The sequence below is a fragment of the Citrobacter sp. Cpo045 genome, assembly GCF_030332875.1.
Lineage (GTDB): Bacteria > Pseudomonadota > Gammaproteobacteria > Enterobacterales > Enterobacteriaceae > Citrobacter > Citrobacter portucalensis.
Map to the genome: position 1 here is coordinate 272381 of NZ_JAOWGZ010000091.1, position 18200 is coordinate 290580.

Consider the following 18200-nt stretch of genomic DNA (forward strand, 5'->3'; position numbering starts at 1 on the left):
TCAAATCTTCTTAGGTAAGCACGGCAACGGGCCGGGCAAGTTGAATACGAAAAATTGCGGCTATTTTACCCATCAACGGGGGGGAGGCAATCAGTGTTTACACAGGAGCTGCTCCAGTTCGCTTAATGACGCTACGGTCCAGGTCGGCTGAATGCCCGCTGGCTGCTCGCGGTGGTGCGTATTTAGCCAGCAGGTGGATAGCCCGGCGTTAATGCCGCCAAGAATATCGGACTCTGCGGTGTCACCCACCATCAGCACGCGAGAACGGTCAGGATTACCCGCCTGCTCCAGCGCATGGTCAAAAATACGGGGGTCGGGTTTTGCCACCCCAACCTGCTCAGAAATCACCAGCAGGTCGAAATAGTCGCGCAGCCCCGTCCGCTCAAGGCGGATTTGCTGCAACGCGGTAAAGCCGTTAGTAATGATGCCGATTTTCGTTTTATCGCGAATCGCATTGAGCAGAGAAACTGCCCCCGGCAACGGTGAGCAGATCTCCGCCATCGCATTGATGAATGCGTCATTAAGCTGGCCCGGTTCAACCTTCAGGCGTTCGGCCCAGCTCTGAAAACGGGCATGCTGCAGTTGTAATGAGGTAATCGCGCCGTTTTGGTAATCCACCCACAGCGGTTTATTCACGGCCTGGTAGTCCTGAAAATCTTCAGCGGTAAAGGTAATGCTATAGTCGAGAAACATCCGCTGTAAGCCGGTAAACGAGTCAAACGTAAACAGCGTTTCGTCGGCATCAAAGAAAATCCAGTCCCACTTCTTCATCATTACACCTTGTCTTACATGCTGATTGGCAACGCCATGATGATGGCGTCTTCGTGACCATCGGCCGTTGGATAGTAGTTGCGACGGATCGTCGCCTCGTTAAAGCCTAAGCTTTCGTACAGCGCGATAGCGGCCGCATTCGAGGCGCGCACTTCAAGCCACAGGGTCAAAATGCCACGCTTTTCCAGCTCATCGATCAGGTGCTCCAGCAGCTCACGCCCCAGGCCCCGGCGCTGAAAGTCAGGATCGACGGCGATATTGAACAACGTCGCTTCATCCAGTACGACCTGCGTAATTGCAAAGGCGGCCATCACGTCGTCAACCCTCAACTGAAAATTGAGGTAGCGATCGCCCTGGTTGCTGGCAAATGTTTTTTCACTCCACGGAAAAGCGTGGGCGCGTTTTTCAATCTGAAATGCTGCGGGTAAATCAGTCGGCTCGAGGGAAGAAATCGTGTTCATATGCGCAGATTTGTTGCCATAACGCGGCGCGTGCCGCTGGGTTTTCCCGTAATTCATTAAACGCAGGACTCTCGACCTGAGCGCCCTCCAGCAGCAGCGGCTCTTCGGTTCCCAGCCGCCAGCTATTACAGCGACTGCCTTGCGGCAGCATGGCGACACGGTCAGGCGTCAGTTGTAAAACCTGATCCGGGCTAACGGTTAATGCGCGTAAAATATCGCTGATCAACGGTTCGGTTAGCGCGGGTAACTGTGCAGCAACCATCACCAAACGGACATGCGCAGGAATGGAAATCGCGATCTCGCCCTGCAGTGCGCCAGGACGACGCAACGACCACTGCGTAATGCCCAGTTGCTGTAACTGCCAGTCTCGTCGGGATGTCATAGCGAAACACTCCTGTCTATCAGGGGCGCAAATATAGCAAATTTGTCGAATCCGTGCCATCAAACAACTATAATCCCCCGCTGTACAATTTAAGGAGCATTCCATGTCTGCTTTTACCCCGGCAAGTGAAGTCTTGCTGCGCCACAGTGATGATTTCGAACAAAGCCGTATTCTGTTTGCCGGTGATTTGCAGGATGACCTGCCTGCCCATTTTGAAAGCGCCGCAAGCCGTGCGCACACCCAGCAACTTCACCACTGGCAGGTGCTTAACCGCCAGATGGGCGACAACGTCCGCTTCAGCCTCGTCGCGCAGGCCGATGACGTTGCCGATAGCGATACGCTGATCTACTACTGGCCGAAGAATAAGCCGGAAGCCCAGTTCCAGTTGATGAACATTCTGTCGCTGTTACCGGTGGGCACCGATATTTTTGTTGTCGGCGAGAATCGCAGCGGCGTACGTAGCGCAGAGCAGATGCTTGCCGAATACGCACCGTTAAACAAAGTCGACAGCGCACGTCGCTGTGGCCTGTACCACGGTCGTCTGGAAAAACAGCCGGTCTTTGATGCAGAAAAATACTGGGATGAATACCAGACAGAAAATCTGACCATCAAAACGCTGCCGGGCGTCTTCAGCCGTGACGGTCTGGATGTTGGCAGCCAACTGCTGCTCTCCACGCTGACGCCGCACACCAAAGGCAAAGTGCTGGATGTCGGCTGTGGCGCAGGCGTTCTCTCCGTCGCCTTAGCCAGCCACTCGCCGAAAGTGCGCTTAACCCTGTGCGATGTTAGCGCCGCCGCCGTTGAAGCCAGCCGCGCAACGCTTGCAGCCAACGGCATTGAAGGTGACGTCATCGCCAGTAACGTCTTTTCTGACGTGACGGGTCGTTTTGATATGATCATCTCCAACCCGCCGTTCCACGACGGTATGCAGACCAGCCTTGATGCTGCACAAACGCTGATTCGTGGCGCAGTGCGTCATCTCAACAGCGGTGGTGAACTGCGTATTGTGGCGAACGCCTTCCTGCCTTATCCGAAGGTACTGGATGAAGTGTTTGGCTTCCATGAAGTTATCGCGCAGACCGGACGTTTCAAGGTCTATCGCACAGTGATGACGCGCCAGGCGAAAAAAGCCTAACGGCTGTAGGTCAGATAAGGCGTTTACGCCGCCATTCGGCGTGACACCGAGCAACGCCGGATGGCGCTATCGCTTATCCGGCCTGCATAAAACGCCAAAAACCGAAGAAACGCCTTTTTTTTCGGCAATCACGTTAAGTTCGAAAATTAACTGTTGACGCCCTGCATAAAATCTCTAGAATTCGCCCCCGTGGTAACGATACTTTTTGAGTGTCGATGGTATGCGAAGGTGGCGGAATTGGTAGACGCGCTAGCTTCAGGTGTTAGTGTCCTTTCGGACGTGGGGGTTCAAGTCCCCCCCCTCGCACCATAATCCACGTTGATATTGCTCGCACTGGGCGAAGGTGGCGGAATTGGTAGACGCGCTAGCTTCAGGTGTTAGTGTCCTTAGGATGTGGGGGTTCGAGTCCCCCCCCTCGCACCAACGAGGCGATATCAAAAAAATAAGATGACTGTGCGAAGGTGGCGGAATTGGTAGACGCGCTAGCTTCAGGTGTTAGTGTCCTTAGGATGTGGGGGTTCGAGTCCCCCCCCTCGCACCAATTATCTTATTTCCCTCTCGATTTCCTTCTCTGTTTTGTTCATCCCTGATTCCAGTTCATCATTACCAAAACAATGCCGCCAATCAGTGCCGCGCATGAAGGTAACAAAACAAAGTGCCGTAAACGTTTGTGGTACAGCATGAGCGAAGTCAGCAGTAATCCTAATACAATCATCACCTTCCATACGTAGACCGACAGGTCGCTATATGCCATCCCGGCAATCAGCATTCCCGGCAGCAGAACACCCCATCCACTGCCCAGCGTACGTTGCAACATGATTTCACCTATGACATTGATAATGATAACCAATATCATATGATAAAATTTCTCATTTGTCAGCCGTGAAGCACTATCAATTATATGAGTTTTACTTAACGATTGATGACATGAATAATCCAAGGTGATAAATTGCTCAGCGGTTTGCTCTTCAACTAAAAACAATAAAAACCTCTGCGAATGATACCCCGTTCGTTATTTGTTTTATTTACCAACACACCTTCGTACATTGCAGATAACTAACAATATTTACCTATGACAGTACAATCCTGGCGAACTCTGCGCACAAAAAAATACCAACTCTCTTTACGACTGTTTCTACTGCTCAACGCAGTCTCCGCGCTGTTTACGCTTTTTTTCCCACTGTTTGCGGTCAAAGCCTTATCAGTACCGGCGTTGCTGATGCTGGTGATGAGTACACTGCTGCTGGTATGGCATGGGAAATACGCGGATAAAAGAATTAATCTCCCTTTTATTTCAATCGTTTTTGGCTTGTTATGGGCGTTACATATATTCTTGAAATATAACGCTCTAGGTCAGAATGATTATTATTTCCTGTTAATAGCGCTGCTCAGCGTACTGTTTATTGGCTCTATCGCTTTTGCCAATAATATCATCGCGTTTACGCTCCACTCACTCCCCTCCGTCGCCGTTTGTTTATGGCTTAACGGCAGCGAACATGGTTTGCGGATTTTCTATTTTATGGCGCTGCCTATGGCCGGTATCGCCATCCAGCATGTGATACAAAAGCGCTACGATGGATTCGCTCAGCAACTGATGTACAAACTGCTGGAGGAAAGGGAAACCCTGAACGGGCTCAGCATGCTCGACCCGCTAACCGGTTTGTATAATCGCCGGGGGCTGCAACACCGGCTCGATACGCTGTTGGCTCTGAGTAATTCGAGGCACTTCGTTCTGCTGCTGGATATCGACCATTTCAAATCCTATAACGATCATTACGGACATATGATGGGCGACCAGGCGTTGATCCGTGTTTCTGCCGCCATCCGAGACTCCGTACGCTCCCGGGACGTGGTGGCGCGTTTTGGCGGTGAAGAGTTTATGATTTTGCTGACCGCGGTCGATCCACAGCAGGCCCAGGCTGCCGCCGAACGTATCCGCCAGAAAGTGTACGATCTTAAAATCCCTCACATGTTTAATGAGAGCGTGGCAACCAACGTAACCGTCAGTATCGGCATTGCACCTCTGGTAGAACAGGATATTGATGCTGCTATCGCCAAAGCAGATAAAGCCCTTTACGAGGCCAAGAATCTTGGACGTAACAATACGCTGGTCAGCGATGAGCTGCGGGTAAACTGCCCCTCTACCTGAGCTTTCTGTGCGCTGCCGCTCGGGATGGCGACAAAGATCTTGCCATCGCTCAATGTCAATTATAGGATTAGCAATCATTATCATTAAGATTAACATCCTTATATCGACATGGCTTATCGTTCCGCACCGATCGTTGAAGATGTCATCTGGCGTAGCCATCTCCCCTCAGAGATGCCCTCGCTGGCTGCTGCCGTACGCGCAACGATAGCCAAAACTCGCGAGCACCTGCTGGACTTCATTCGTCTTGACGAAACGCCTGTGCCAGGTGCAATGACGCTGCATGAATGGACGCAACCGGCGACGCTTAGCTCGCTGCTGGCCGTTTATTCAGACCATATCTATCGCAACCAACCCACGCTACCCCGCGAAAATAAGCCCCTGATTTCTCTTTGGGCGCAATGGTATATCGGCCTGATGATGCCTCCGTTAATGGTGGCCCTACTGACGCAAAAAGAGGCTATCGACGTCTCTCCTGAACATATGCGCGTAGAGTTTCACGAAACGGGCCGTGCGGCCTGCTTCTGGATCGACGTCCATCAGGATCACCAGGCAACAGCTCTGTCCCCTCAACAACGCATGGAAACGCTGATTCTCTCAGCGCTGACGCCGGTTGTGCAGGCGCTGGAAGCGACGGGCGAGATCAACGCGAAGCTTATCTGGAGCAACACCGGATATTTAATTCACTGGTATTTAACGGAAATGAAGCCGTTGCTAGGTGAGGAACTGCTGACCACGCTGCGCCAGACCTGCTTTTTTGAGAAACAACTCTCCTGCGGTCAGGATAACCCTCTGTGGCGAACCGTTGTTCCGCGCGAGGGGCTGTTAGTACGCAGAACCTGCTGCCAACGCTATCGCCTGCCTGACGTTCAGCAATGCGGAGACTGCACGCTGAAGTAAGCGAGGAGCCGTAGCCCCTCGCCAGATATTTATGCAACCTGCTGGTTTTCCTCTTCCATACGCTGCGCTTCTTCTTTTTCCTGCGCCAATAGCTGCTTTTCGTAGACCTTAAAGAATGGGAAGTAGATAACGGCCGACACCAGCGCCAACAGCACTACCAGAATAGCCGCACGATAATCCCAGCCTAATGCCCATGCCGCGCCAACCGGTGCCGGTGCTGTCCAGGGAACCACTGAAATGACCCGCCCAATTAAATCCAGTTTCATCGCCGCCCAGGCCAGTACCGCATTCACCATTGGGGCCAGCAGGAAGGGGATAAAAAACACCGGGTTCATGACAATCGGCGTACCAAAAATCACCGGTTCGTTAATATTAAAAATGCTGGGGACTACGCTCAGACGCCCAATCGAGCGTAGATGAGCCGAACGACTACGCAGATAGCAAATCACCAACCCCATCGTTGCGCCTGACCCTCCGACCACAATAAAGAACGTCCAGAACGCTTCCATAAAGATATGCGGTAACGGCGCGCCCTGCGCCAGCGCCGACTGGTTCATCCCAAGATTAGTTAGCCAGAACATTTGCAGCATTCCCGACACAATTGCCGCGCCGTGAATACCCGCAAACCACAATAGATGTCCAATCAATACCGCCAGAAGTATCGCCGGGAGAGAATCTGCAGCCGACACCAGTGGTTTAAAGATGGCCATAATGGCCTGCGGGATCAGCATGTCAAACTGCGACTGTATCACCAGACTCAGCGGGTACAGCGTCAGTACTACCACCAGCACCGGGATCAGCAGATCGAAAGAGTTTTTGATCATCGGCGGCACCTGATCGGGTAAACGGATGCCGATGCTGTGCGCCTTCAGGAAGCGCATCATTTCAACACAGTAAATGGCCACCAGGATGGCGGTGAAAATCCCCGTTCCTCCCAGGCTTTCAACCGGCATTGTGCCTTTGGTTTTTGGCGCGGCAATCAGCAAAAAAGCCATGATTGATAGCATCGCACACATAAACGGATCTAACTGATGCGACTTCACATAGTGCTTGCCCAGGTTATAAGCAATAGCCGCACATATGTAGACCGACATAATCCCCATCGTCATATCAAACGGTGTGAGGATTTGGCCTTCAAACTGTTTTGCCAGATCCAGCCACGCGCGAGCAAATCCCCAAGTGGTATCCGGAGAAAAAGGCGGGTAGGCAAAAACCAGCAGAAAAGAGCCTACAATCATAAAAGGCATCGCCGAAATAAAACCGTCGCGAATGGCCATTACATGTCGTTGCGAAGAGATGCGCCCGGCAACAGGGCTGACGTAATTTTCAACAAAGCGGAAAATCACGTTAAACACAGCATGGTTAGTAGACATAGCCGTTCTCCCGTTGTGCAAAACCCTGCAACCGTGCTGGCATCAACACCGCCACCACGTAAAGCCCATTACCACTTTTCGCAACCGTGCCGGGAGGAACACCAGCGCTACCGCTTTTCGAGTTAAGTTTCATAGATGGCTCTTATTATGTGATACAGAGGAAGTGACAACTTCAGTATTAATCGTCATTTCAGCATTCTGCAACCGGTTACTGTAACCGGTTTCTTTGATTGTGAAGACGATCGAAAAACTGCTAATGTTGCTATGTTGTTACAATAAAATATTTACAGTGTGGTTGCCCCTATGACAAATTACATCCTGCAGTTTTCTGCTGTGCAGGGCTATCTGTAAGCGATAGGGAGAGAAGAATGAGTTTGCAATCAGTACGCCAATTCCTGGCGCAACATGCACCAGATATCGAGATCATCGAATTAAACCAGAGCACAGCAACCGTTGATCTGGCAGCAAAAGCCCATAACGTTGAACCTGGCCAAATAGCGAAAACACTTTCACTAAAGGTGAAGAACGATATCATCCTGGTCGTGGCAAAAGGCGATGCCCGACTGGATAATAAAAAGCTAAAGAGTACGTTCGGCGCCAAAGCCCGAATGTTAAGTAGTGATGAGGTCGTGAACGCGACGGGGCACCCCGTTGGCGGCGTTTGCCCCTTCGGATTAGAAACACCGATATCAGTGTACTGTGATGTTTCTCTGAAGCACTACGCTGAAGTGCTGCCTGCCGCAGGTGCCATCCACAGCGCTGTTCGCATCACGCCTGAAAGGATGGCTGAACTGACTTCTGCCACCTGGGTTGACGTGTGTCAGTAATGTTTCACGCGCTAAACCGGCGGCCAAGCCCGGCAAGAAACACGTCAACGTTGCCCGTCACGAAACCGCCTGCATAAAAGGCGCTGGCTCGCCAGCACGCAGATACAGCAGGATGTCGGCGGCATCCAGTAACCCGGCATCCGAGCTGACCCCCAGTTTGGACATCACATTGAATTTGTGTGCCCGAATGGTTTTGATGTTCCGTTCAAGCTGAACAGCAATCTGTGGCATCGAATAACCATTCGACATAAAGCGCAGTATTTCTCGTTCTGTCGGGCTGAGCATACGGCTTTGATTAATATACCAATGGTTTTTCGTGCCTTCGGTTCCCCGACCAGGGCTGCTTAACGCCGTAAATAACGCGTCCTGCAACACCGTTAACGAAGAAGCTTTACTCACAACGCCATCTAACGGCAAGGGGGACAGGGAACCAATTAAACGCGCTTCAGCGTCATCATCGGCAATCACCACACGGCGAATCCGCGGATAATTTATCGCCAGCTCCGTTAAATAGGTCAACCCTGCTCTTCGATCGGTTCTGATTGCAGAGAGGGAAAAAATAACTGCCGAAAACGACATCTTTAACATTGCCTGGCTAAAAGCGGGCTGGTTTGAAAAGAGATGAAGTTTATATTGGTCATCCGGCATGGTATTAAATAAACTCTTAATACCCACGCTGCTCATCGTGCACTTTTCTACCAGTGCAACGTTTCTTTTGATGATTCTGCTTTCCATTCCGTGGTTTCTCCATAAACTGAAGGTAAATTAAGTTCTCGCGATCCTTGAGAACTATTTATCCAGGCATACATTTCTGCATTGCTATTTATCGACAAGCGACGCATAGCGCTATTCTTTTGGGCACTGATTGTTTTATTGCTTTTTTTCAGCAACGCCGCAATCTGGTTAATCCCCCATCCTTTCCCAAGGAGGCGCAATACTTTTCTTTCAGAGAGAGTGAGAACGATAGATCGTGCGCTATGGTCTAACAATTGCGGCATAGCAGGCGGAGAGAGCAGCGCCTTGCTTATTCTCTCTGCTCGTGTATTTCCCGCGTGAATGACATTCACTAAACTTTCAATCGGCTCGGCGTCAGAGAGCAGCGAGCTGACAGGACACATCAGTAGTTCAACCGCCAGAGGATAAAAGATACGAGATACGAGAAATACCCAGTGAATATCACGGTATTGAGATAATAAAGAATAATATTGTTCGCAAACTGCACGTGGATGATTGCAGTCTCCGGTTAAATCAGCAATTACCAAATCAGCACACCGTAGCTGTAATAACGTCAGTTCTTCAACAGAACGACAGTAGGTAAGTTCGTAATCGGAGAACTTTCCCTGCATTATACCTTTAAGCCCAGTTTGTATAATCGGTGATTTACTAATAATAATTGCGTTTTTGCAGCGTCCTGGCAACATATCCCCTCCACACTCACCAGTCCGCAATCGTACTTAATTAAATTCTCCCGGGTGGATTAATAATCTTAACTCACAGGAAAATACTCCGAACAATAAGCGGGGTGAATTGTTATCCTTGGTATTTATTTCAAAAAGTATTGACGGCACCATCCAAATAGCGCCAAATTCTAAGCTATTATTGCACAATTACGTATAAATACATTATCTGTACAATTATAATAACTACAATAGATCGTTAGCATGGCTTACGTATTTGCCATCCGGGAAAATAGCGCTACATTTCAATCATGTCTCCCTCTCGTACCTTAGCGAACGGGGGCGTTAAGATGCCACAACCGTATCACCTGTGTCTTTTTTCGACACAAAGATTGATCTTAGCCAGAGCCAGCGGGCTCATGCTTCATGATAAAAAGAAGACATTCGTCACTCAAAGAGATCCTTTTCAGTCAGAGCGAGCCATGCAAACAGAGCAGTCGTCACAGCGAACGGTTACACGGTTATGTATTCAATGCGGACTTTTTTTACTTCAGCATGGGGCAGAAAGCGCTCTGGTTGACGAGTTATCCACCCGACTCGGGCTGGCACTTGGCATGGATAGCGTAGAAAGCGCCATCTCCTCTAACGCTATCGTCCTGACCACCATTAAAGACGGGCAATGCCTGACATCAACGCGAAAAAATCAGGATCGCGGCATTAATATGCACGTCGTGACGGAAGTGCAGCACATTGTCATTTTGGCGGAACATAAACTGCTGGATATTAAAGGGGTAGAGAAACGCTTTAGCCAGATTAAGCCGCTACGCTATCCAAGATGGCTGGTCGCCTTCATGGTCGGCTTGTCCTGCGCCTGCTTTTGTAAGCTCAATAACGGCGGATGGGATGGTGCGGTGATCACTTTTTTCGCCAGCATGGTGGCAATGTATATCCGCCAGATTCTGGCGTCCCGGCATTTGCACCCGCAAATTAACTTTTGCATCACCGCGTTTGTGGCGACAACGATTTCTGGTCTGCTGCTGACGCTACCGACGTTTAACCACACCCCGACCATCGCCATGGCCGCCAGCGTGCTGCTACTGGTTCCGGGCTTTCCGCTGATCAACTCCGTCGCGGATATGTTTAAGGGACACATTAATACCGGGCTCGCCCGCTGGGCGATTGCCAGTTTGCTGACATTGGCAACCTGCATTGGCGTGGTCATGTCGATGACCTTATGGGGGCTGCGCGGATGGGCGTGATCGATTTCATGTTGGCGTTAATGCAGGACATGATCCTGTCGGCGATCCCGGCGGTAGGCTTTGCCATGGTATTTAATGTCCCTCATCGGGCGCTCCCCTGGTGTGCGTTACTCGGCGCGCTCGGCCACGGTTCGCGAATGGTAATGATGAGCGCAGGGTTTAATATCGAATGGTCGACCTTTATGGCATCGTTGCTGGTCGGCTGCATTGGGATCCAGTGGTCGCGTTGGTATCTGGCACATCCGAAAGTCTTTACCGTTGCGGCAGTGATCCCGATGTTCCCTGGGATCTCCGCCTACACCGCCATGATCTCGGCGGTAAAAATCGGTCATTTTGGCTACAGCGAAGCGCTGATGATCACCCTGCTGACCAATTTCCTGAAAGCCTCATCGATCGTCGGCGCGCTCTCCATCGGACTATCCGTGCCAGGGTTATGGCTGTATCGCAAACGCCCACGCGTTTGACGGTGCACTTTCTTTAATGCCCTGCAGAGAGGGGAATCTCCCCCTCATCTGCTGCTCTCCTTCTTCTCTGTGTTACTATAAAAGCAGTCCCCTTCTCGGTTGTTGTTCAGTATTGAGAAACATTATGCCCTGCAAAATTTTGACGCCAGACGTCACTAGCATTGACGCCTTACTACACGATCACCACGCCGTGCTGGCCAAGTCTGCGGGTGGCGCCGTAGCCGTATTCGCTAACAATGCGCCAGCGTTTTACGCGGTGACGCCTGCGAGACTGGCTGAGCTGTTGGCGCTTGAGGAGAAACTGTCACGCCCGGGAAGCGATGTGACATTAGATGATCAATTTTATGAAGAGCCGCAAGCCGCTCCCGTTGCCGTACCAATGGGGAAATTTGCGATGTACGCTGCCTGGCAACCTGATGCCGACTTTCAGCGTCAGGCCGCTTTATGGGGCGTAGCGTTGAGAGAGCCGGTTACTGCTGAAGAGCTGGCCTCATTTGTTGCCTACTGGCAGGCTGAAGGAAAAGTCTTTCACCATATTCAGTGGCAGCAAAAACTGGCGCGCAGCATTCAGATTGGACGGGCCAGCAATGGCGGAATGCCAAAGCGCGATGTGAACAGCGTCAGTGAACCTGACAGCCACATTCCACCGGGTTTTAGAGGATAACGATGAAAAACGTTGGCGACCTGATGAAACGTCTGCAAAAAATGATGCCACCTAATGTCGAGCCCGCCTTTAAAACGGGCGAAGAACTGCTGGCATGGCAAAAAGAGCAAGGTGAAATTCGTGCCGCAGCGCTGGCCCGCGAAAACCGGGCGATGAAAATGCAGCGCACATTCAACCGTTCCGGTATCCGTCCGCTGCATCAGAACTGTTCGTTCGAAAACTATCGGGTAGAGTGCGAAGGTCAGATGAACGCCCTGAGCAAAGCCCGCCAGTATGTTGAAGAGTTTGACGGCAACATCGCCAGCTTTATCTTCTCCGGCAAACCCGGCACCGGCAAAAACCATTTAGCCGCCGCCATCTGCAACGAACTGCTGCTGCGCGGCAAGTCGGTATTGATCATTACCGTGGCCGATATCATGTCGGCGATGAAAGAAACGTTCAGTAATCGTGAAACCAGCGAAGAACAGCTGCTCAACGATCTGAGCAATGTGGATCTGCTGGTGATCGACGAGATCGGCATGCAGACCGAATCCCGCTATGAAAAAGTGATCATTAATCAGATTGTCGATCGCCGTTCGTCCTCAAAACGTCCGACCGGTATGTTAACTAACAGCAATATGGATGAAATGAACAAGCTGCTGGGTGAGCGCGTGATGGATCGTATGCGCCTTGGCAACAGTCTGTGGGTCATTTTTAACTGGGAAAGCTACCGTAGTCGGGTAACCGGTAAAGAGTATTAACGTATTAGGACCACTCCTAAGACTGCCAGCGCTATACTGCGCTGAAAAGGCATAACACGAGTTGCATATAATGATGAAAACTACCAAACGTCTGCTGTGCTGTGCGCTTGCCGCCAGCACGCTCATCTCCACCAGCGTTTTCGCCGCCTCCTGGCAAGATTCGCTCTCCAGCGCAGCCAGTGAGCTGAGCAAACAAAGCTCCGGCTCGCAAAGCAGCTCGTCACTCTCTTCCCTGACCAGCCTGCTGAATGGCAGCAATCAGTCGTTGACCTCCAGCAGCATGAATAACGCCGCCGGGATCCTTGAATACTGCGCTAAACAGAAACTGGCCTCGGTCACCGACGCGCAAAACGTCAAAAACCAGGTGCTGGATAAACTGGGACTCAGCGCGCCAGAGCAGAAACAAGATACCAACTATATCGACGGTATTCAGGGTCTGCTCAACGCCAAAGATGGTCAACAGCTGAACCTGAGCACGATCGGTAACAGCTCACTGGCACAGCAGGTAAAAACCAAGGCCTGCGATCTGGTGTTAAAACAGGGCATGAACTTCATTTCCTGACGCACGACATGCCGCGTATAACCTGCGCGGCATCTATTTATTTTCGACAATACATTCACATTCCAAATAAACAGTATTTCTCCACAAAAACGCGCATATCTAAACCAATTCTGAATAACAACGTAATTTAATGTCACTACAATTGCAGCAATGTAACAACGCTATTACATTGTTCTATCACCAAATGATTAGCCTGCCAGGCAATTGCCCGGTTTACTGAGGATCGACCGTTGTCAGAATTAATCTCCATCACTCTGTTTCTCGCTTCAGTGCTGATTTATGCCTGGAAAGCGGGTCGCAACACCTGGTGGTTTGCCGCCACGTTAACGGTGCTGGGGATTTTTATTGTCTTGAATATCACGCTTTATGCCAGTGACTATTTCACCGGCGACGGGATCAATGACGCGGTTCTCTATACGCTGACCAACAGCCTGACCGGCGCAGGCATCGGCAAATATATCCTGCCGGGCGTTGGGATCGCGCTGGCGCTGACGACCGTTTTTGTCGCTCTCGGCTGGATCCTACGCCGCCGTCGCCATCATCCACATCATGTGGGTTACAGTCTGCTGGCCCTGCTGCTGGCGCTGGCCTCCGTTGACGCTAGCCCGGCATTTCACCAGATAACCGAACTGGTGAAGTCGCAGTCACGCGATGGCGACCCGGATTTCCCGACGTATTATAAAGAGCCATCGAAAACCATTCCCAATCCGAAGCTGAACCTGGTGTATATCTACGGTGAGAGCCTCGAACGCACCTATTTTAATAACGACGCATTCCCGGATCTGACCCCGGAACTCGGCGCGTTGAAAAACGAAGGTCTGGATTTCAGCAACACCATGCAGCTGCCGGGTACGGATTACACCATCGCGGGCATGGTCGCCTCCCAGTGCGGTATTCCGCTGTTTGCGCCGTTTGAAGGCAACGCCTCTGCGTCGGTTTCAAGTTTCTTCCCTAACAATATTTGTCTGGGCGATATCCTGAAAAACTCCGGCTATCAGAACTACTTTGTGCAGGGTGCCAACCTGCGCTTTGCTGGCAAAGACGTGTTCCTGAAATCTCACGGCTTTGACCATCTGTATGGTGCGGAAGAGTTAAAAAGCGTGGTGGCGGACCCGACCTATCGTAACGACTGGGGCTTCTACGACGATACCGTGCTGGACGAAGCGTGGAAAAAATTCGAAGAGCTTTCGCGCTCGGGCCAGCGTTTTTCACTGTTTACCCTGACCGTGGATACCCATCATCCGGATGGATTTATCTCCCGTAGCTGCAACCGTAAACGTTATGACATCGACGGGAAGGCCAACCAATCGTTCAGCGCGGTCAGCTGCAGCCAGGAAAACATTGCCGAATTTATCAATAAAATCAAAGCATCGCCGTGGTTTAAAGATACCGTTATCGTGGTTTCTTCCGATCATCTGGCGATGAACAACACCGCATGGAAGTATCTGAACAAGCAGGACCGCAACAACCTGTTCTTCGTACTGCGCGGCGATCAACCGCAACAGGACACGCTGGCGGTAAAGCGTAACACGATGGATAACGGCGCAACGGTACTGGATATTCTCGGCGGCGATAACTTTATCGGCCTTGGCCGCAGCAGCTTGTCGAGCGAATCCGTCTCGGAAGTGTTCCTGAACATCAAAGAAAAAATGCTGGCGTGGAAGCCCGATATCATTCGCCTGTGGAATTTCCCGAAAGAGATGAAAGAGTTCACCGTCGACCAGGAAAAAAATATGATCTCTTTCTCCGGCAGTCATTTCCGCCTGCCGCTGCTGCTGCGCGTATCGGACAAACGCGTCGAGCCGCTGCCGGAAAGCGAATACTCGGCCCCGCTGCGCTTCCAACTAGCAGATTTCGCCCCACGCGATAACTTCGTCTGGGTCGATCGCTGCTACAAAATGGCGCAACTGTGGGCGCCGGAGCTGGCACTCTCTACCGATTGGTGCGTATCACAGGGGCAGCTGGGCGGACAGCAAATCGTACAGCACGTAGATAAAGCCAAGTGGAAAAGTAAAACCGTATTTAAAGACACGGTGATCGACATGGAGCGCTATAAAGGTAACGTCGATACGCTGAAAATTGTCGATAACGACATTCGCTACAAAGCAGATAGCTTCGTTTTCAACGTGGCGGGCGCGCCGGAAGAAGTCAAACAGTTTAGCGGCATTTCACGCCCCGAATCCTGGGGACGCTGGTCCAATGCGCAGCTCAGCGAAGAAGTAACGATTGAGTACAAAGCCCCGCTACCGAAGAAATTCGATCTGGTCATTACCGCGAAAGCCTTCGGTGACAATGCCAATCGTCCGATCCCCGTGCGCGTTGGCAACGAGGAGCAGACGCTGGTGTTAGGCCATGACGTCAGCACCACCACCTTACATTTTGATAACCCGGCGGATGCCGATACGCTGGTAATTGTTCCACCCGATCCGGTCGCCACCAACGAAGGCAATATTCTCGGTCACTCACCGCGTAAGCTGGGGATCGGGATGGTTGAAATCAAAGTAGTGGCTCAGGGTTCGTAACATGAAAGGCCTGATAGCGCTTTGCTTATCAGGCCTATCGTGAACCGAATGTATTGTCTGAAAAAAAACAGCGCCCAACACCACACCGGGCGCTGCATGGCAACCTTATCCCAGACCGTTCACCGCCTGGCGCATACCCTGCACCAGAATCATCTCCAGATTGGCCGTCACCTGCCCGGCGAGCCCAGGTAACAACGTCAAATCCTCTCCCCAGTGCGCCGCATCGCCAAGCACGGCATCCACCAGTTCACGCAGCGTTAAATCATTGCCAACTCGCGGCCACAGGCTGGCATACAGGCTTACCCACTGCTCATCATCCTGTATCGGATAGCGTTCACCGTCGCGCTCTGCACGATAAAACGCCAGCAGCGCAGCGAGGGCAAACGTTAACCGCACGGGCCAGTGCCCATTGTGCTGACCCGCCAGCAGCTGCGGCAAAATTCGGGTGCGGAATTTGGTCATCCCGTTAAGCGCAATGGAAAGCAACTGGTGGCGAATGTAGGGATTCTGAAAACGCCCGCTCACCGCGTCGGCAAATTCACGCAATTCGTTCGCCGGGAGATCCAACACCGGAATAATCTCCTCACTAATCGCCCGCTCGACAAAGCGGCGGACATCAGCATCCTGCATCGCCTCGCCAACGGTCTCCAGCCCGCACAGCCACGCGATCGGCACCAGAGCCGTATGCGCACCATTGAGGATAGCGACCTTGCGCTCTTTGTACGGTTTGATATCGCTCACCACACGGATATTCAGCGGACACTGCGCCAGCTTCAGCTCCTCTGCCAGCCACTGCGGCCCCTGGATCACAAACAGGTAAAAATGCTCCGCGGTATCGAGAAACGCATCGTGATAGCCAAGCGTAGCCTCCAGCGTAGCGGCTTCTTCGCGCGGGTAGCCGGTGACAATACGGTCGACCAGCGTGGAACAGAACGTGTTTGCCGTCTCCACCCAGTCGGCAAATGCCGGAGGAAGCTGCCACTCCTGCGCATAGCGCAGCACCAGGGTTTTGAGCGCCTCACCGTTATAGTCGATAAGCTCGCACGGGATAATTACCCAGCCCTTATCCACCGCGCCCGCAAAGTGGTTAAAACGCTCCAGCAGCAGGCGCGTCAGCTTGGCAGGAAAACTCACCGGCGGCGCATCATCCACACGGTCCGCTGGGTGATAGCTAATTCCGGCTTCGGTGGTATTCGAAAACACAAAACGGATGTCCGCATTGTGCGCCAGCGCCAGATACGCCGCGAAATCCTGGTACGGATTGATTTCGTTATTCACCGAACGGATAAGCCGTGCCTCACTCACGGCCTCACCCTGCTCGTTTAGCCCGCGAATAAGCGTGGTATAAAGCCCGTCCTGGGTATTCAGCGACGGCGGAAAATCGGTATTGATCGGGCGAACGATGGTCACACCAGCGTTCAGATCGGTTTGCTCGTTGAGGATATCCAGTTGCCAGTCAACAAACGCCCGCAGGAAGTTACCTTCACCAAACTGGATCACGCGCGTTGGGTAGCAGGCCCCCGGAAAATCACGTCGATTCAATGTCTTCATCGCATTTCTCCTCTCAGAACGTGATCACGCCTTTAATCAGCTCACGGTTGTTAATCACATCCCGTTCGTAGATTTCTGCCAGTGTGGCAAACGCGTAACGGTGCGTGAGCATCATGTCGGCGGTAAGTTTGCCTTCCGACATCAGACGGCCCACTTTGGCGAAATCTTCCGGCGTGGCGTTGCGGCTGCCCATCATGGTGGTCTCTTTCTTGTGGAACTCAGGGTCAGAGAACTGCAAATCGCCTTTGAACAGCCCAACGAAAACGATGCTGCCGCCATGACGAATCAGATTCACCGTGTTGTTCATCGCATGCTGATTCCCCGTGGCATCAATAACCTTTTGCGCCAACGAACCGCCAAACTGGCCACGCAACTGCGTATCAAAATCTTCAGCGGATGGGTCGATAACCGGGAGTCCCAACCGGGAAGACACGTGCTCCCGGCGTGCTGGACTGGTATCGGCGACCACCACCTGTGCGCCATCGGCTTTGGCAATCGCTGCCGCCCCCAGACCAATCGGACCCGCGCCGACCACCAGCACCTGCTCACCCGGAGCCACCGCCGCCCGGCGTACCGCATGAGCGCTGATAGCATAAGGCTCAATCAGCGCCGCCGCCTGCGGGTCAATCCCCTGCGCGTCCAGCAGATTGGTCACCGGAACGGACAGATATTCACTGAAACCGCCATCCTGGTGCACGCCAATCACTGAAATCTTCTCGCAGCAGTTGGTGCGCCCGCTCAGGCATGCCGGACACTGCTGGCAGGCCACGTAAGGAATAACCGCCACCTGCTGACCATTTTTCAGATTCTGTATATTCTTACCCAGACCGACGATTTCCCCACATATTTCATGCCCTAATACACGCGGGTAGCTGAAAAAAGGCTGATTGCCACCCCAGGCATGAATATCGGTACCACAAATTCCTACCGACTTAATTTTAATTAATGCTTCACCCTCACCCGGAATAGGTATTTCACGCTCTTTCCAGATTAATTTTTTAGGTTCCTGGCAAATCAACGTATTCATCGTAGACATGATTCTGCTC

At 51.9% G+C, this 18200-nt stretch carries 20 protein-coding genes and 3 tRNA genes; 13 read left to right on the forward strand and 10 right to left on the reverse strand.

All coding sequences use genetic code 11. From position 1 onward, the window contains the following. Positions 1-90 precede the first annotated feature (90 nt). Genes yjjG through holD form a run of 3 tightly spaced genes read right to left on the reverse strand, consistent with a single transcriptional unit; the run spans position 91 to position 1614 of the window. Positions 91-771, reverse strand: a complete 681-nt coding sequence (gene yjjG, locus OGY13_RS09995) for a pyrimidine 5'-nucleotidase (RefSeq protein WP_008786125.1) — start codon at positions 769-771, stop codon at positions 91-93. A gap of 14 nt (positions 772-785) precedes the next feature. Continuing rightward, positions 786-1232, reverse strand: a complete 447-nt coding sequence (rimI, locus tag OGY13_RS10000) for a ribosomal protein S18-alanine N-acetyltransferase (RefSeq protein ID WP_003829985.1) — start codon at positions 1230-1232, stop codon at positions 786-788. Continuing rightward, positions 1201-1614: a DNA polymerase III subunit psi gene (gene holD, locus OGY13_RS10005; RefSeq protein ID WP_003829988.1), complete on the reverse strand. Its 414-nt coding sequence runs from the start codon at positions 1612-1614 to the stop codon at positions 1201-1203. Before holD ends, rimI begins: the two co-directional genes overlap by 32 nt. Positions 1615-1717: 103 nt before the next feature. Between holD and rsmC the strand changes: the two genes are divergently transcribed. The 4 genes from rsmC (at position 1718) to OGY13_RS10025 (ending at position 3290) form a co-directional block, all read left to right on the forward strand. Further along, positions 1718-2749 (forward strand): 16S rRNA (guanine(1207)-N(2))-methyltransferase RsmC, encoded by a 1032-nt coding sequence (gene rsmC / locus OGY13_RS10010; RefSeq protein WP_008786123.1) that lies wholly within the window; start codon positions 1718-1720, stop codon positions 2747-2749. 222 nt (positions 2750-2971) lie between these two features. Then, a tRNA-Leu gene (locus OGY13_RS10015) sits at positions 2972-3058 on the forward strand. 28 nt (positions 3059-3086) lie between these two features. After that, a tRNA-Leu gene (locus OGY13_RS10020) sits at positions 3087-3172 on the forward strand. Between the two features lie 32 nt (positions 3173-3204). Then, a tRNA-Leu gene (locus tag OGY13_RS10025) sits at positions 3205-3290 on the forward strand. A gap of 39 nt (positions 3291-3329) precedes the next feature. On the opposite strand, the gene OGY13_RS10030 is transcribed toward OGY13_RS10025, so the two are convergent. Continuing rightward, complete coding sequence (locus OGY13_RS10030; protein WP_003019100.1) at positions 3330-3566, reverse strand: DUF1435 domain-containing protein; 237 nt, start codon at positions 3564-3566, stop codon at positions 3330-3332. A gap of 255 nt (positions 3567-3821) precedes the next feature. On the opposite strand from OGY13_RS10030, the gene OGY13_RS10035 reads away from it, so the two are divergent. Both OGY13_RS10035 and fhuF read left to right on the forward strand, forming a co-directional pair. Next, the gene (locus OGY13_RS10035; protein ID WP_003829994.1) at positions 3822-4898 is read left to right on the forward strand and encodes a GGDEF domain-containing protein; all 1077 of its coding nucleotides are present in this window, start codon (positions 3822-3824) and stop codon (positions 4896-4898) included. Between the two features lie 108 nt (positions 4899-5006). Continuing rightward, complete coding sequence (gene fhuF / locus OGY13_RS10040) at positions 5007-5795, forward strand: siderophore-iron reductase FhuF (RefSeq protein WP_032942310.1); 789 nt, start codon at positions 5007-5009, stop codon at positions 5793-5795. 29 nt (positions 5796-5824) lie between these two features. Here the strand turns inward: fhuF and OGY13_RS10045 are convergent, their stop codons facing one another. Both OGY13_RS10045 and OGY13_RS10050 read right to left on the reverse strand, forming a co-directional pair. Continuing rightward, on the reverse strand, positions 5825-7168 hold the full coding sequence (locus OGY13_RS10045; protein ID WP_213752487.1) for a PTS sugar transporter subunit IIC: 1344 nt from the start codon (positions 7166-7168) through the stop codon (positions 5825-5827). Then, positions 7158-7301 carry a hypothetical protein gene (locus OGY13_RS10050; protein ID WP_020996240.1) on the reverse strand — a complete coding sequence of 48 codons (144 nt, stop codon included), beginning with the start codon at positions 7299-7301 and terminating at the stop codon, positions 7158-7160. The genes OGY13_RS10045 and OGY13_RS10050 overlap by 11 nt, the downstream gene beginning before the upstream one ends. Positions 7302-7536: 235 nt before the next feature. Here OGY13_RS10050 and OGY13_RS10055 point away from each other — a divergent pair, with 235 nt between their 5' ends. Then, positions 7537-7995 (forward strand): YbaK/EbsC family protein, encoded by a 459-nt coding sequence (locus tag OGY13_RS10055; protein WP_003830001.1) that lies wholly within the window; start codon positions 7537-7539, stop codon positions 7993-7995. Between the two features lie 57 nt (positions 7996-8052). On the opposite strand, the gene bglJ is transcribed toward OGY13_RS10055, so the two are convergent. Both bglJ and OGY13_RS10065 read right to left on the reverse strand, forming a co-directional pair. Further along, a complete protein-coding gene (gene bglJ, locus OGY13_RS10060; protein WP_008786120.1) occupies positions 8053-8730 on the reverse strand; it encodes a DNA-binding transcriptional activator BglJ in 678 nt (225 codons plus the stop codon). Next, positions 8691-9416, reverse strand: a complete 726-nt coding sequence (locus tag OGY13_RS10065; protein ID WP_008786119.1) for a helix-turn-helix transcriptional regulator — start codon at positions 9414-9416, stop codon at positions 8691-8693. The genes bglJ and OGY13_RS10065 overlap by 40 nt, the downstream gene beginning before the upstream one ends. Positions 9417-9874: 458 nt before the next feature. Here OGY13_RS10065 and OGY13_RS10070 point away from each other — a divergent pair, with 458 nt between their 5' ends. The 6 genes from OGY13_RS10070 (at position 9875) to opgB (ending at position 15603) form a co-directional block, all read left to right on the forward strand. Further along, entirely contained in the window at positions 9875-10651 is a 777-nt protein-coding gene (locus tag OGY13_RS10070; RefSeq protein WP_003830006.1) for a threonine/serine exporter family protein, read from the forward strand. Beyond that, on the forward strand, positions 10642-11115 hold the full coding sequence (locus OGY13_RS10075) for a threonine/serine exporter (RefSeq protein WP_057067025.1): 474 nt from the start codon (positions 10642-10644) through the stop codon (positions 11113-11115). The genes OGY13_RS10070 and OGY13_RS10075 overlap by 10 nt, the downstream gene beginning before the upstream one ends. Before the next feature lie 124 nt (positions 11116-11239). Beyond that, positions 11240-11779: a primosomal protein DnaT gene (gene dnaT / locus OGY13_RS10080; RefSeq protein ID WP_008786116.1), complete on the forward strand. Its 540-nt coding sequence runs from the start codon at positions 11240-11242 to the stop codon at positions 11777-11779. A 2-nt stretch (positions 11780-11781) separates the two neighbouring features. Beyond that, positions 11782-12519, forward strand: coding sequence for a replicative helicase loader DnaC (dnaC, locus tag OGY13_RS10085; RefSeq protein ID WP_003019133.1), 738 nt, complete (start codon positions 11782-11784; stop codon positions 12517-12519). A gap of 70 nt (positions 12520-12589) precedes the next feature. Then, positions 12590-13081 (forward strand): YjjA family protein, encoded by a 492-nt coding sequence (locus tag OGY13_RS10090; RefSeq protein ID WP_057067027.1) that lies wholly within the window; start codon positions 12590-12592, stop codon positions 13079-13081. Positions 13082-13311: 230 nt separating this feature from the next. Then, complete coding sequence (gene opgB / locus OGY13_RS10095; RefSeq protein ID WP_103285800.1) at positions 13312-15603, forward strand: phosphatidylglycerol--membrane-oligosaccharide glycerophosphotransferase; 2292 nt, start codon at positions 13312-13314, stop codon at positions 15601-15603. 105 nt (positions 15604-15708) lie between these two features. Here the strand turns inward: opgB and OGY13_RS10100 are convergent, their stop codons facing one another. Further along, positions 15709-17154, reverse strand: a complete 1446-nt coding sequence (locus OGY13_RS10100; protein WP_204191955.1) for a tagaturonate reductase — start codon at positions 17152-17154, stop codon at positions 15709-15711. A 13-nt stretch (positions 17155-17167) separates the two neighbouring features. Then, positions 17168-18190, reverse strand: coding sequence for a zinc-binding alcohol dehydrogenase family protein (locus OGY13_RS10105; RefSeq protein WP_057067031.1), 1023 nt, complete (start codon positions 18188-18190; stop codon positions 17168-17170). Positions 18191-18200 lie beyond the last annotated feature (10 nt).